This is a genomic window from Frigoribacterium sp. ACAM 257, assembly GCF_007954365.1.
Lineage (GTDB): Bacteria > Actinomycetota > Actinomycetes > Actinomycetales > Microbacteriaceae > Frigoribacterium.
The window spans coordinates 78,113-92,676 of record NZ_VOLO01000004.1 but is presented as its reverse complement, the minus strand read 5'-3'; the positions used below and the strand labels follow the sequence as shown (position 1 = coordinate 92,676).

The 14,564-nt window shown below is 68.8% G+C and carries 9 protein-coding genes; 3 read left to right on the top strand and 6 right to left on the bottom strand.

Going from position 1 to position 14,564, the window contains the following annotated elements; all coding sequences use genetic code 11:
- Positions 1 to 88: 88 nt before the first annotated feature.
- The 3 genes from ES689_RS12570 to ES689_RS12565 all read left to right on the top strand — a co-directional run bounded on the left by ES689_RS12570 (position 89) and on the right by ES689_RS12565 (position 5,359).
- A complete protein-coding gene (locus ES689_RS12570; RefSeq protein ID WP_146905140.1) occupies positions 89 to 3,631 on the top strand; it encodes a LamG-like jellyroll fold domain-containing protein in 3,543 nt (1,180 codons plus the stop codon).
- Entirely contained in the window at positions 3,628 to 3,771 is a 144-nt protein-coding gene (locus ES689_RS15660; RefSeq protein WP_191330428.1) for a hypothetical protein, read from the top strand. Before ES689_RS12570 ends, ES689_RS15660 begins: the two co-directional genes overlap by 4 nt.
- A 142-nt stretch (positions 3,772 to 3,913) precedes the next feature.
- A complete protein-coding gene (locus ES689_RS12565) occupies positions 3,914 to 5,359 on the top strand; it encodes a glycoside hydrolase family 43 protein (RefSeq protein WP_146905137.1) in 1,446 nt (481 codons plus the stop codon).
- A 91-nt stretch (positions 5,360 to 5,450) separates the two neighbouring features.
- Here the strand turns inward: ES689_RS12565 and ES689_RS12560 are convergent, their stop codons facing one another.
- The 6 genes from ES689_RS12560 to ES689_RS12535 all read right to left on the bottom strand — a co-directional run bounded on the left by ES689_RS12560 (position 5,451) and on the right by ES689_RS12535 (position 14,539).
- On the bottom strand, positions 5,451 to 6,572 hold the full coding sequence (locus ES689_RS12560) for a WxL protein peptidoglycan domain-containing protein (protein ID WP_146905134.1): 1,122 nt from the start codon (positions 6,570 to 6,572) through the stop codon (positions 5,451 to 5,453).
- Positions 6,573 to 6,671: 99 nt separating this feature from the next.
- Positions 6,672 to 7,298 (bottom strand): hypothetical protein, encoded by a 627-nt coding sequence (locus tag ES689_RS12555; protein ID WP_146905131.1) that lies wholly within the window; start codon positions 7,296 to 7,298, stop codon positions 6,672 to 6,674.
- A 67-nt stretch (positions 7,299 to 7,365) separates the two neighbouring features.
- A complete protein-coding gene (locus ES689_RS12550) occupies positions 7,366 to 9,591 on the bottom strand; it encodes a family 43 glycosylhydrolase (RefSeq protein WP_146905128.1) in 2,226 nt (741 codons plus the stop codon).
- A 124-nt stretch (positions 9,592 to 9,715) separates the two neighbouring features.
- Positions 9,716 to 11,260 carry a sugar ABC transporter ATP-binding protein gene (locus ES689_RS12545; RefSeq protein ID WP_223269593.1) on the bottom strand — a complete coding sequence of 515 codons (1,545 nt, stop codon included), beginning with the start codon at positions 11,258 to 11,260 and terminating at the stop codon, positions 9,716 to 9,718.
- Between the two features lie 98 nt (positions 11,261 to 11,358).
- Entirely contained in the window at positions 11,359 to 12,363 is a 1,005-nt protein-coding gene (locus ES689_RS12540; protein ID WP_370512376.1) for a LacI family DNA-binding transcriptional regulator, read from the bottom strand.
- 1,675 nt (positions 12,364 to 14,038) lie between these two features.
- The gene (locus ES689_RS12535; protein WP_146905123.1) at positions 14,039 to 14,539 is read right to left on the bottom strand and encodes a hypothetical protein; all 501 of its coding nucleotides are present in this window, start codon (positions 14,537 to 14,539) and stop codon (positions 14,039 to 14,041) included.
- Positions 14,540 to 14,564 lie beyond the last annotated feature (25 nt).

Sequence of the window (14,564 nt, the reverse complement as noted above, 5' to 3'; positions counted from 1 at the left end):
GGGGGCGCGGACCGAACGGCCCGCGCTCCCCGGATGCACCTCTCACGGAAGTTGACGAACGATGTGGTTCCGACGCACTACGGCCCTGATGGTGGCCGCGACCTTGACGGCGGGGAGCGCTGCGCTCAGCGGCGCACCCGCGCAGGCCGCTGCACCCGGCCCGATCCTCTCCTACGACTTCGCCTCGACGAGCGCCGCGGGCGCCCCCGTCACCGCGGGGACGGCCTTCGCCGACTCGGTGGGGAACCGTTCCGCCACGGTGCGCGGGACCGGCGCCACGACGGTCGTGGGTCCGCGAGGCGGGAACGATCGCGCCCTCCGTCTCCCCGGAGGCGTCGCCGGGAGCTCTGCTGCATTCGCCGAGATCGCGCCTGGACTGACCTCGACGTCGACAGCCGACCTCACCATGTCAGCCTGGCTGCGATGGGACGGCAGCCAGAGCTGCAGCTGGGCGTACGCCCTCGGGCAGTCGACCGAGCGGTATCTCTTCGCCACCCCGCAGTGCGGCGGGAACCTCATCGGCGCCGTGAAGAACGGCTCTGAGCAGCGCGCGGCGGACACCGGCCCCGCGGCGTCCGGCCGCTGGACCCACGTCGGCGTCGTGCTCCGCAGCGGAGTCAGCGTGTCGACCTACGTCGACGGTCGGCTCGCGCAGACGACCCCGACCTCCGCGACCGGCGCGACGACGATCGGCACCTCGACCGCGTCCGGACTGCTGGGCAAGTCGCTCTACGGTCCCGACCCCCTCTTCGCGGGTGCGATGGACGACGTGCACGTGTACTCCACGGCCCTGTCGCAGGAGCAGGTGCGTGAGGACGCAGCTCCCGCCGCCTCCGTCATCGCGGGCTCGGACGCCGCTGCGGCGACGTTCTCGGCCACGCAGCCCGTCACCGGCGACATCGCCCTCCCGACCCGCGGCGCGGGAGGCTCCCTCCTGACCTGGTCGAGCAGCGACCCTTCGGTGATCGGCGCCGACGGGACCGTGCGCCGACCAGCACCCGGAACGGCGAACGCCGCGGTCACCCTCACGCCGAGCGCGAGCTTCGCGGGCTCCGCCGCGACCGGCGCCGCGCGCTCCGTGACCGTCGCGGCCGACACCGAGGCCGACGCGACAGGACGCCTGCGCACCGCCCTGGTCGTTCCCCCCACCGTCGCGTCCGGCACCACGTTGCCCACGATCGCCGGGTACGCCGTGTCGTGGAGCGCCGACGGCACCGGCCTGTCAGGGGGACGCCTCGTCAACGACACGGCATCCGACCAGGCGATCCGGCTCACCGCCTCCGTGGCGGTCGGCGGCACCACGCTGACGAAGACCTTCCGCACCACCGTCCTCAGCGCCACCACCGGGAAGACCGTCGTCGCCTACACTCGGACCCCCACCGGCGAGCTGAAGGCCAACCAGGACACGGTCGCCCGCAGCATGCACCTGGCCCTCGGTTCGTCCGTCGACACAGCGGCACCCCTCGCCGGCAACGGCGGTGTCCTCTTCGCCGAGGGCGTCTTCGTGGGGACCGACAAGGTCGATCACCGGGCCGTCGCGGCTCCGTCGCTGTTCACCTTCGCCGACGGGACCGTGGGGGTGCTCGCCACCCGCGTCCGTGAAGGAGGCGGACCTGACGGCACCGAGACCTCCAGCGCTCTGGTCTTCAAGGCCACCGACGGCACCGCGACCGACTTCACCGAGCTCGGCCTCGTCGACCTCGGGACCACAGGAGGCGTCGTCTCGCCCCGCGCCGTCTACGACAGCGACCAGGAGCAGTACCTGGTCTCGTGGACGGATGCGGCGGGAGCCGCCAAGTACGCGACCGTCACGGATCTCGCCCGCACCGAGCTCCGGGCGGAGGCCTTCTCGCCGAAGGACGGCGGCCGCCGGAGCTTTGTCGTGACCGACGGGAACCGCGGACCGGTCCTCGGCGGGAGCCCCGCGACCGTGGCGACCGCCGACCTGTCCGAATTCGCCGGGCGTGTCGCCGACGCGGTTCCGGGCGGTGCGCTGGCTGTGTCCGCCTCGACCGCCGGCGCGATGACGAAGGCCTTCGGTCGCACGGTCAACACCGGATCGTCTGTCGCGCCACAGACGATCGAGCAGGGGGACGTGACCGCCCTCACGGAGGCGAAGGCCCGCCTGTCCTACGCCGACGGCTCGGCCGGCAGCCTCGGCGTCGACTGGGACCCTCAGCAGCTCGCGGACATCGGCACGAAGGGCCCGGGGACGTACGAACTCTCGGGCACCGTCCGCCAGCGGCAGTACGACGAGCCGTTCGCCTACAACCGCGCCGACCCGACCATCTACCGGTACGAGCGCGGCGGGAAGACGCAGTACCTCTTCACGGCCACCGACGACACGGGCAACGACAACATCGCCTCCGAGCACCTCCCCATCCGGGTGGCCGACAGCATCGACCAGCTCAGCGACGACGACGGCGGGCGTGCCAGGGAGGTCGACCTGCTCAACCGCACGACGCGGATGGACCGCACTGCCGAGGGGAAGGTGATCGCGGGCTGCTACTGGGCCCCCGAGATCCACGAGATCGGCGGCAAGCTGTCCATCCTGTTCGCCCCGTGCTTCAACCCGGGGAACGACCAGTCGAACCAGGACGCCGCGTGGTACACGGTACAGGCCCACATCATGCAGCTGCGCGACGGGGGAGACCCTGCTGAGCCGGCTGACTGGTCGGCGCCCCGCGCAGTCCTGAAGGGCGACTCGAGCGCCCTCGGACGCACCGGCACGGGGCGCAACATCAGCCTGGACATGACCTACTTCGAGTCCGGCGGAACCGCCTACTACGCGTGGTCCCAGCGCTACGTCGACGGAGGCGCCAGCGACCCGGCGACCTGGATCGCGAAGGTCGATCCGGGCGATCCGACTCGGGTCATCGGTGAGCCGACACCGATCATCGTCCCGTCGCTCTCGTTCGAGGACCACCTGTCAGAGGGGGCGTTCGCGATCCAGCGCGACGGGAAGATCACGCTCGTCTACTCCAGCAGCGGCGTCAGCCCGAAGTACATCGTCGGCGGTGCCTGGGCGAAGGAGGGCAGCGACCTGACCGACATCGCCAGCTGGACCAAGTACGACGCTCCGCTGTTGGCGAGCGTCCCCATGCCGGACGGAGTCGTCGACTACCGCGCGTACGAGCAAGGACCCGGCCACGGGGCCGTCACACGCGACGAGGACGGCAACGACGTCTTCGTGTACCACACGTGGGGCAACGGGGTCGGGGGAGACGGCAGGGACACCCGGCTCGTCCGCATCCACTACGCCGCCGACGGCCGCCCTGTGCTCGACGTGACGCGCGACGAGGAGGTGGCGCCCGCCAACCGTGCGGTGACGACCACGGTGACCGTCCTGCCGCGACCCGTCGTGAGCGCCGTCGCGACGACACGGTGCATCAGCGGCAAGGTCGTCCTCACCACCGTGGTCAAGAACTCCGGCCCCTCGGCCATCGACGTCACCACCGCGACTTCCTTCGGGTCGAAGACCGTGAAGGGAGTCGCTCCGGGAGCGTCGGGCACGACTGCCGCGACGACGCGGGCAGCGTCCGTCACGTCGGGATCGGTCGCGATCACCGCGACGTCCGCCACGGGTACCTCGCAGGAGAGCGTGGCGTACGCGTCGCGCAGCTGCGGATGAGCGGGGAGGGCACGGGCGGGCCGATCGGCGGTCGTCTGTCGCGTCTGAGCGGAGAACTCGACAGGGATCTCGTCGACGGGAGCTCCGGGTCCGACGACGACGTCCTGATCATCAACGGCAATGCCTTCCTGATCACCTAGAAGCCTGTCTCGGCCCGCACTGCGCCGCGCCGTCAGACACCCGCCCACGTCCCAGGAGGCTGTCCCGGCACACACCCACACACGGCGACTTCGAGCATCCGCACCCCGACCCGACCCACTGACCCACCCTAGAAAGCGAACCATGTCAACAAGATCGAACTCCATCGCCGGCCCCGGCCGCAGCTCGTGGCGGCGCCGTCTCGCGACCATCGCCGCATCCGCCGCCATGGTCGGCGCGTTCATCGTGGCGTCGCCGCAGACAGCCCCGGCTGAAGCAGCGACGGCCAACAGCGCCTACGTCATGGCGTACTTCAAGGAGAGCCCCAACGGCTCCGGCAACTCCAACAACGTGCACCTCGCCGTGAGCAAGGACGCCCTCGAGTGGACGGCCCTCAACGACAACGCCCCGATCCTCGTCCCGACGCTCGGGACGAAGGGCATCCGCGACCCGTTCCTCTTCCGGCTGCAGGACGGCAGCTGGGTGATGACGGCGACGGACCTCAAGAACGAGAACTTCGGGGCTGCCAACCCCTCCATCCACATCTGGACCTCGCCTGACCTGGTCAACTGGTCGAGCGACCGGCTGCTCAACATCAACAGTGCGAACCCCAACTCGTTCACCTGGGCACCCGCGATCTTCTGGGACCCGACGCGTGCCAAGTACGGCATCACGTTCAGCGCGAGTCCCACGGGTGGCCCGTTCGGCACGATCCTCGTCGTCTACACGTCCGATTTCGTGACGACGACGGCACCCGTGACGTTCTTCGACAACAACGGCCAGGGCGGTGTCATCGACTCCGACGTGCAGACCGACATCAACGGGGTGAACTACCTCTACTACCGTTCTCCTGCCCCCAACCAGACGGGCCTCATGGGCGCCCGCTCGTCGTCCCTCACGCCGGGCTCGTTCACCCCGTACACGACCGGCCTGTACCAGGGTGGCTGCGTCGAGGCGCCCACCGTCGTGCGATCTCTGTCAGACCCCAACTCGTGGTGGCTCTGGGGCGACAACTACTGCCCGAACAACAAGTTCAACGTCTGGCAAGGCAGCGTCACGACTGGATCGTGGACGCCGCTCAGCCAGCGGAACTTCACGGCCCCCATCGGGTCCAAGCACAACAGCATCCAGCCCATCACGTCCTCCGAGTACACCGGGTTGACCGGCAAGTACGGCCTGACCAGCTCGACGCGACTCAAGTCGTCGAACTTCCCTGACCGGTACGTCCGTCACCAGGGCGGGGCAGCACGCATCGATGCCTTCCCCTTCGACCTCCAGCAGGACTCGCAGTGGAAGATCGTCCCTGGTCTGGCCGACGCGAACGCCGTCTCCTTCGAGTCGGTCAACTTCCCCGGCCAGTACCTCAGGCACTCGAACTTCTCTGTCGTCCTGAACGCCAACGACGGCAGCGCCGGCTTCGCCGCTGACGCGACGTTCAGGAAGGTCGCCGGCCTCTCGGACTCGTCCTGGTCCTCGTTCCAGAGCTACAACTACCCCACCAGGTACCTGCGACACAGGGACTTCTCGTTGAGGATCGACCCGGTGTCCAGTGCCGAGTACGGAGACGCCACCTTCCGGCTCGTCCCCTGAGTCCCCAGGACACTGAGCTCCACGAGAGACGCGAGAGCCGCCCCGTCGGGGGCGGCTCTCGTCGTTTCCGTTCCTGCGCTCGACGAGCTGTTCAGCGATCGTTCGCGTTCGGGCTTCCGCCATCCGTGCGCCCGCCGACGGCGCCCTCCCGGAGGCCCTCCTCCTTGGCCTGCCGCACGAGCGCGGCGACACGGCTGCGTGAGCGTGAACGGCCCGCGAGGAGCGCCGACAGGACGAGTGCCGCGCCGAGCACGACGAGCAGTTGTGGCCACGGAACTGCGGCGGCCGTCGCCGTGGCGGCGACCGGCTCCAGATCGACGGCCTCTCCTCCGTCCGGTGCGACGACCGTGGGGGCGACCTCCAGCTCGGCGCTCGCGACGATGAGGGGCCAGACGCCCCTGAGCGGGATCGACACCGCCCTGCGGTCGCCCGGCAGCAGTTCCTGTCGTGCGGCGTCTTCGGCGACGATCGGCGCGGACGATCCCTGCGCGCGGACGGTCCCGTCGAGGACGAGGCGGACGTTGCCTGTGTTGACGATGTCGGCCTCGACGGTCAGCGACCCGGCGGCGAAGGGGTTCCACGACATCTGGTAGTCGACCCGCATGCCGTCGACGGCGACACCCGGGACGACGTCGCCGGTCACCCTGGTCATCACGCGGAAGCCGATGCGGCTCTCGACCCCGACGGACGCGCCACCGGCGCCGGAGCCGACCGACACCAGGGACGCCGCTATGCCGGCCGCGTGGTCTCCGGGCTCGGCATTCGAGGGCACCGAGACCGTGAACGGGACGATGCCCGTCGCTCCGGGCTCGATGGTGACCGTCTCGGGAGCGGAGATCCAGGTACCGGCGTCCGTCGACGGCCTGTCCGAGGGGAGCATGGAGAAGCGGCCCTCGTCCGTGAAGTAGCCGTCCGCCGCGTCGATGCGGAACGTCACGGTCTCGTCGCTGAGATTGCGAACGGCAGCTTCGTCGGAGGCGGTGGCACCGGGCCCGAGGTCGAGTTCGACCCAGGATCGCTCGTCCGGAGCGCCGTCGGTCGCGGGGCTCACTGCCCACGTCACGCCTTGGGGGGCTGACGCGGCTGACGCGGCCGGAGCGGCCGCCGCGACCAACCCCCCGGTGACGAGCCCGACGAGGACGAACCCGGAGAGCGTGGGGAGGCGCGTCGCCGGAAGGCGCCCGCCGGAAGAGGATCGGCGTGGACCGGTCATGGAAACCTCTGGATCTCGAATAGGACGCACGAAGCGGCCGGGCACGAGGTGCCCGGCCGCTCACGGCTGTGGGGGGATGAGGGGCGTGCCTCGCGGAAGTTACTCGAACAGGGAGAGCGTGATGGTGGAGCTGTAATCGCCGGCGTCGACGGTGGTCGGTGTCTTCAGGGTCAGCGCCGCGTCCGCGGTCCACGACCCCTCGCCCGCGATGCCGGCGGAGTCGCCGGTGATCGCCAGGAGCTCCTGGTCGACGAGGCCCACGCCGTCGGGCCCACCATCGATGGCGGTGTCGACGACGTCGCCCTCAGCGACGAGGCCGCTGTTGCCTCCGTCGATGAGGTTCGGAGCCCAGCCGAGGTTCTCCGCGCCGATCGTGCTCAGGCCGTCTGAGGAGACGAAGTCGGTCGCGGTCCCCAGGACGTACCAGCCGGCGTCCGCGGGGATGTCGGCGGGATCGCGGGTGTCGGTCACGGTGACGGTGGGCAGGGTCCCGGTGAACTGGCGGATCACGCCGGTCGAGCCGTTCTCGGCCAGTGCGGACGAGGTGCCGGCCACGGACATGGCGAGAGCGCCTCCTCCGCTGAGGGGGGCGATGTCGACGGTGACGTCGACGTCGTCGGTGCCGATCTCAGGTTCTGCGGCGGCCGCCGTGCTGGCGACGCCGAGGAGGAGCAGGCCTCCGGTCAGGCCTGCGGCTCCGCGGGCGAGGAGGGAGCGGGTGTTCATCTCGGGTGTCTCCGTTCTGCGTGGGCAGCATCGCCGACGCGGTGGGGTGGTGAGGGTGGGACGGGGGTCAGCGGCAGCTAGCAGCGGGATAGGTGGCAACAGCGCTCGTCGTCGCGGGCTTGCCGGCGACGAACGCCGTGGCGGACACGCTCACCTGACCGCCGGCGACGCTCGCGTCGCGGGTGGTGAACGCGTGTGTGGCGCTCTTCCCGGCGCCGATCTCGTCGATCGTCTTGACGCCGTGGGCCGAGGTGACGACGACCTTGATCGCGAAGGTGTTCGGGTTGGAGACGGCCACCGAGAGGAAGACCTTGCCCTGCACGCAGCGGGTCCTGCTCGCGGCGGTGACGGTGACCGCGGGCACGGCCACGTCGACGACCTCCTGAGCGCTGGCGCCCTCGAGCGTCGGTCGCACCTTCTCCATGAGGCCGGTCGTCGGAGAGAACGTGACCCGGTCGATGGTCGTCTCACGGTGCGTGCCGTCGCCGCCGGAGAAGGCGAAGCGATGGTAGGCGATGTACCAGTCGTCGGTGCCCGGCACGTTGATGATCGAGTTGTGGCCCGTGGCGAGGATGCCCAGGGCAGGGTCTTTCTCGAGGACCACACCGCGGTAGGTCCAGGGTCCGTCGATGCTCGTCGCAGTGGCGTACCCGACCCTGTAGTTCTCGGACCCCGTGTCGTCGATGGAGTACGTCAGGTGGTAGAGCCCGTTGCGCACGTTGACGAAGGCGCCCTCACGGAAGTCGGTCAGGCCGTCGATCCGCTTGATGGTGTCCGTTCTGACCGAGAGCATGTCGTCGGCGAGTTCGGCGTAGACGGGGACTCCGTTGCCCCAGAAGAGGTAGCTCTTGCCCGTCGCCGGGTCGGTGAACGCGGCTGGATCGATGGCCTGCCCGGAGTTGACTGCCTCACCGTTCGTGATCATGGCCGTCGGCTGTGCGGCGAAGGGGCCTGTCGGGCTGTCGGCGACAGCGACCCCGATCGTCTTGCGGTCCAGCGCGGCGTTGTGGCCGGAGAAGTAGAAGTAGTATTTGCCGTTCTTCTCCGAGATCGTCGGTGCCCAGGCGTTGCCAGCCGCCCAGGGGACGTTCCCGTTCGCACCGTCGAGGGTCAGGATCGGTTGGTCCGAGCGAGTCCAGTCCACGAGGTCCTTCGACGACCAGACCCAGAACTGGTTGCCGCCCCAGCCGGGGACGCCGTCGGTCGTGGCGTAGACGTAGTAGGTGTCTCCGAAGACTGCGATGTTGGGGTCGGCGTAGAGGCCGGGGATGGCGGGGCTCCCCATAGAGATCGCCTTCAGCGTCCAGGTGGTCGGCGAGCCGCCGTCTAGCGGCGTGAGCACCACCCGCTGAGGCGTGGACAGATCGCGCACGGTCCCGGAGGCGGGGCTGGCGACGACGCCGGCCGCGGTCGTGTAGGTGGGAGCGAGGGAGGTCAGCGCGACACCCGGCTTCACCGGTAAGGTGACGACCCGATCGACCGAGTCGATGATCGGCGCGGTCTTGAGGACGTCTCCGCCGATCGTCACGTCGGACAGGGTCGTCGTGTTCCCGGAGGCGGAGAGCACCTCGGCCGGGCTCAGAGCTCGGTCGTAGATCGCGAATTCCCGGATCTGGCCTCGGAAGCGATTGTCGGCGTCGTAGTTCGAACGGCCGATGTAGTTGGCCGTCGTCCTGCCGGCTCCGATGTCCTTCGGATCGATGGTCACGGTCGAGCTGCCGACCTTCACCCCGTCGAGGTAGAGGGTGGCGGTCGTTCCGGCGAGCGTGTACGCCAGGTGCGCCCAGGTGCCGCGCGGCACTGCTGCACTCTGCGACACCGTCTGCTCTGTGGTCCAGTTGCCGGTGGTCAGGCTGGTGCGGTAGTTGTCTCCGGAGGTGAAGAGGTAGCCGTCGCCTGCTCCGGCCGTCGTGTTGCCCAGCCCGTAGAGGAAGTAGGGGGAAGCCTGGGCGGGATCGATCCAGACGTCGGCCTCGACCGTGATGTCGGTGACATCGGCGAGCAGGTCGTCCGGGAGCCTGACGAAGTCGTCGTCGCCGTCGAGTTGCAGAGCACCGTCGTTCCACGTGCCGCCGGCGACGAGCTCCCCGTTCCGACCATGTCCAGAGCTGTCGAGGACAGTTGTGCCGGCATCGGCGTCGAAGTCATATCGAAGGATCTCACCCGGTGCACCGAGGGCATCTGCCGGGGCGTCACCCTGGGCTGCAGCGGCGGATGCTGACGCTGTCGCCAACAGGGGAGCCATGAGGACCACGGTCGTCGCGAGGACGATCGGTCGCGGGAAGTGCTTCATCACACGTGCTCCTAGTTCGGCGTCGTTGCTGAGGAGAGCTGAGGCTGTCAGTGATGTTCACGGTAACACCCAAACAGGGGTCAACGCAGCGATCTTGCCCACGCGGTCTTCCAGTCGCTTCCCTTCAGGAGTCGGCGGCGATCATCTCGACGATCGTGTCGACCGTCAGCCACGGGCCGTTGCTGACCTCGCCGATCTTCTCGCGGTCCTTGAACACGGCGACGCGATCGCTGAGGCGAACGACTTCGTCGAGGTCGGACGAGATGTAGACGACGGCGACCCCGTCCTTCGCGAGCCGGACGACGTGGGCCTGGATGTCGACCTTCGAGGCCGCGTCGATCCCCTTGGTCGGCTCGTCGAGCACGAGGAGTCGAGGCATGGTCGCCAGGCACCGTGCCAGCACGACCTTCTGCTGGTTGCCGCCTGAGAGGTACTTGGCCGGGAGGTCGGGATCCGCCGGCGAGATGTCGAGCGAGTCGATGTAGGCACGGACGAGGCCGTCGGTCTCGGCGGCCGAGAGGGGCCGAGACCAGCCGCGAAGGGCCTGGATGCCGATCACGATGTTCTCGCGGACGGACAGTTCAGCGATGATGCCGTCCTCGTGGCGGTTCTCGCTCGCGTGCGTGATCCCATGCCGCATGCCCGAGCGGGGTTCGGTCACCTGCGTGGGCTCACCGTCGATCAGGACGCGTCCGCAGTCGTGGCGATCGGCGCCGCTGAGCAGGGAGGCCATCTCCGTGCGACCGGAGCCTCGCAACCCGGCGAAGCCGACGATCTCACCTCGATGCAGCTCCAAGTCGGTCGGTGCGACCGCTCCTCGACGGCCGAGGCCGAGAGCCTGGTACATCGGCGGGCCGACGGGCTGTCGGTGATGCTGGCGGCGGTCCACGCCGATCCGCCGTAGCGCCTCGATGTCCTCGCCGAGCATCACGGCGATCAGCTCGGCCCGGTCCACGGAGTGCGCGGGGTAGTCGCCGACCGTGCTGCCGTCGCGCAGCACGGTGATCCGGTCGCTCAGGGCCAAGACCTGTTCCAGGAAGTGCGAGACGAACAGTATCGCGACACCGCTGTCGCGCAGGCGTCTCAGGACTGCGAAGAGCCGGACGGCGTCGTCGAGGTCGAGACTCGAGGTCGGTTCGTCGAGCACGAGGACGCGGGGGCGGTCGATCATCGCCCGACCGATGGCGACGAGCTGGCGGAGCGCCGGCGACAGCGAGCGCACGGATGCCCGCGGATCGAGGTCTCCCAGTCCGAGCTCTCCCAGCATCTCGGCTGCTCGCTGGTGGGTCCGCGACCAGGAGATGCCGAAGCGGCCACGGACCTCGTGCCCGAGCATCATGTTCTCGCCGATGCTCAGGTTGTCCGTGAGCCACTCATCCTGGAACACCGCCGAGATGCCGGCCGATCGTGCGTCCGCCGGCCCCGAGAAGCGGCGCTCGACGCCGTCCACCTTGACCATTCCGGCGTCGGGACGATGAATGCCCGTAAGGGTCTTGATCAGCGTCGACTTGCCAGCGCCGTTCTGCCCCATCAGCCCGTGGATCTCTCCCGGGGCCAGGCACAGACGTGCGCCGGTGAGAGCCGGGCCCGAGGTGAAGACGACGTCGATCCCGACCATCTCCACCGTCCGGTGGGGAGAACCAGGAGCCGCCATCGACTGCAGATCCACGTGCCGTCCTCGGATCGTGTGCGGCACGGCATCGGGGCCGCCGTGCCGAGGTGTCGCCGATGATACGCGACAGCTGACTACGGATCACCCCACGGCGATCAGGCGCGGGGCGGTGCAGTGGACTCGCGAACCACCAGCTCGGTCGCGATGAGTGTGCGCCGGGGGATCTCCTGGCCGTGCATGTGGGCGTGGATCACGTCTGCGACCGCCGTCCCCAGCGCGTCGAAATCCTGCCGCACCGTCGTCAGCGGAGGCAGCATGTGGCGAGCGCTCGGCAGATCGTCGAAGCCGATGACGCTGACGTCTCGCGGAACACGGATCCCCCGTTCGGCGAGACCGTGGATCACGCCGAGGGCCATGTCGTCGTTGGCGACGACCATCGCGGTGAACTCCGGGACCGAGGTCAGGCTCGCGGCGAACTCGTAGCCGGAGTCGGGCGTCCAGTCACCGACCACGATGGGGCGTTCTCGCATCCCCCAGGACTTGGCGCGCACGTGGAAAGCACGTTCACGAGATCGAGCGTCGAGCCAGTCCAGAGGGCCTGAGAGGTGCAGGACGTCACGATGCCCCAGCGACGCGAGGTGGTCGACCGCCTCCGCCGTGCCCGCTTGTTGATCGACCGAGACCGTGAGGAAGGTCGGGTCATCCTCGGACTTCACCACCAGTGTCGGGACCCCGATCTCGATGGTGCGGAGGGTCGCCACGGACGAGGAGCGCGGCGCGATGATGCACAGGGCGTCGATGCCCAGCCCCGTCAAGTGCTCGATGGCGTCGACCGGAGTCATGTCCTGTTCGTCTCGCAGTGCGACGGACGTCACCGAATAGCCCCTCGACCGCGCGGCCCGCTCGATGGCCCGCAGGGTGCTCGAAGGACCGAACGCGGTTCCGCTCTCGACCAGTACGCCGATGCGCTCCGTGCGCTGCGTGACGAGCGATCGAGCCGCGACGTTGGGTCGGTAGTTCAGCTCGTCGACTGCCTTGAGCACTTTCTCGCGAGTGGAGTCCCTGATGTTGGGATGGCCGCTCAGGACGCGCGAGACGGTCATGTGCGAGACGCCTGCCACCGCGGCGACTTGTTTGAGGCCTGGCCGACCGGTCACCACGTCGATCTCCTCCCCAGCGGGCATGCAAGTCCCGGGCCCCTGAGCAGGCGGCGAAAGCACCGATCGCTCACTTACAGCTTAGTGACGGCGAGGGCAGAGCTCGACGTCGTGAGCCATGAGTCGCGCGTCAGAAGGACGTTCACGTCGCCCATTCACGCCTCGTGGTCGGTCAATTGGTGCGCGATGCGTCGCCGAAGGGCGGTCGCCGTCCTGAGTCGATGAGCAGTGACGTCAGCTGTCGCGAGAAAGGCACAGCTTGCTTCGACATAGCTGACAGTGAGTTTTTCGTGAACGGTCAGCTCTCGAGCGATGTCTGTGCGACCCATACCTCGGGACCTGCCGACCAAAGTGCGGCTGAGGAAGCCACAGTTGCGCGCCGAACTGTTGACGAGTCAGCTGCGAAACACGTCAACAGAATGACACCACCGCGCGCCCGGCAGCGCCGTTGTGGTTCGGCAATGGGGGCGGTCGGCCTACTCTGCAAGCGCAGCAGGAACGACCGTTCTCGCGGTGATGCCGCTTGAGCTCGTCGATCGTGTGCGCGACTAGAGAAGCACAGTCTCGCGGTCGTGCAGCCGTCTCGGAACGGGGCCGAGTCGCGGCCCATCTCGGACGAAGGCATGTGTCCGGACTACCGGTTGACGCTCCCACACTGTTGACGCACCGAGTGTGGTCTCCTCGGCTATTGAGAATCGCCCACACCGTTTCGATTCGTCGCCGCCGCTCCACCTGCACTTTCAGCTGCTTCGCACGTGACCCTCGTTCCGGCGCCCTCTTCCGGTCCACTCCGCTCCCCGTCAGACTTGCCGCTGCGCGAGAAGCGTCTCCGCCCCGCCGAACGCTGGCGCGTCCGTCACTGCTGCGATTCCCTCCGCTCACTCGTTCGCTGCTGTAACCCACCTGCCGGTGGGCGGGGACTTCGCTGCCGTGTGCAGCTCAGGGGCTGGTTGACGCTGTGAGCGTCTGCCTCGCCTGGCACGCCAGACCACTTCGTGATGCGTCGGGAACCACCCTCCTTCCGCGCGCATCGTGCGTGCTCGTCGTCACCCCTGCCGGGGGCCTCTCCGATGGCTGGTTCATGCGCACCGGGCCTGCTTCTTCCGGGACCGGAACGTTCCCCGACCCGCTCCACCGCACCGCTAGCCGGACCGCAGCTTGTCCGCACGCACCCGGCCATGAGGAAGCCCACGGCAGGGAGACACCTCGATACCGGTTCGATACCCGCCACGCCCCACCGCACCGGTGACCGGGACGACACGAAGCCTCGGCAGGTGCGGCACCGGCACGCACAGGCCAGACGACACGGATGACGCACGGGCTCAGCGGCGCCGGTGACTGTTATGGCCCCATATCTGTCCCGCTCACCTTTTTGCTCGTCCTAGACGACTCCACGCAGTTGCATCTAGATGGTTCTCGATGGCAGCAGCCGCTCGGCCGCCCCGGGCTCATGCCGTGCTGGGGCCGCAAGTAGGGCCTTGATGTGAGCTTCGCGAGCATGTGACTACGGATCAGAAGGTTGGGGGTTCGAGTCCCTCCAGGCGCACAGAACGAAGGCGGTCCACGGTGTGGGCCGCCTTTTCTGCGGGCCGTCCCTCGCGGTCCCGCACCTCCGTGATGCCAGGGATCACCGATCGTCCATCGTCCGCGGCGATGGTCAGCGTGTACGCGACCGAGTTCAGCAGGGAGTCGTGAACACGGGGGCGCCGAGGAGCCTCTCAGTCTCGTCCCAGACGAACGCGCCCAGCTCCGGGTCGAGGCTCACGGCCGGTGCGGGCACGGCTCGAGGCCTTCCCGTCTCGCGCCGCTCCGGGCCCATGTACGCCAGGGGCGGGAGGTCGTGAGCGCTCACGGCCAGGACCGCCGACCGTGCCGCGTCCTGCTTGTCGGCGACGATCCGGGAGAAGGGCGGGCCGACGACGGCGGCTGCGGCACGGGTGAGTGCACTGCGCTGGTGGATGCCCGGCCGGTCGTGCGTGAGGGCGTCGATCGCGGCTCCCGGGTGCACGACCACGGACCGGGTCGAGTGTCCGCACTGCTTGGGGCGCCTGGCCAGCTCGAAGCCGAACAGCTGCACGGCGTGCTTGAAGTTCGCGTAGGCGGTGCGGGAGCGGTAGTCGCGGTCGGACAACCAGTCGGTCCGGTCGAGGGGGTGCTTCTCCGTGATGAAGCTGCCCATGTGGACGACGAGCTCACCCGGCGTC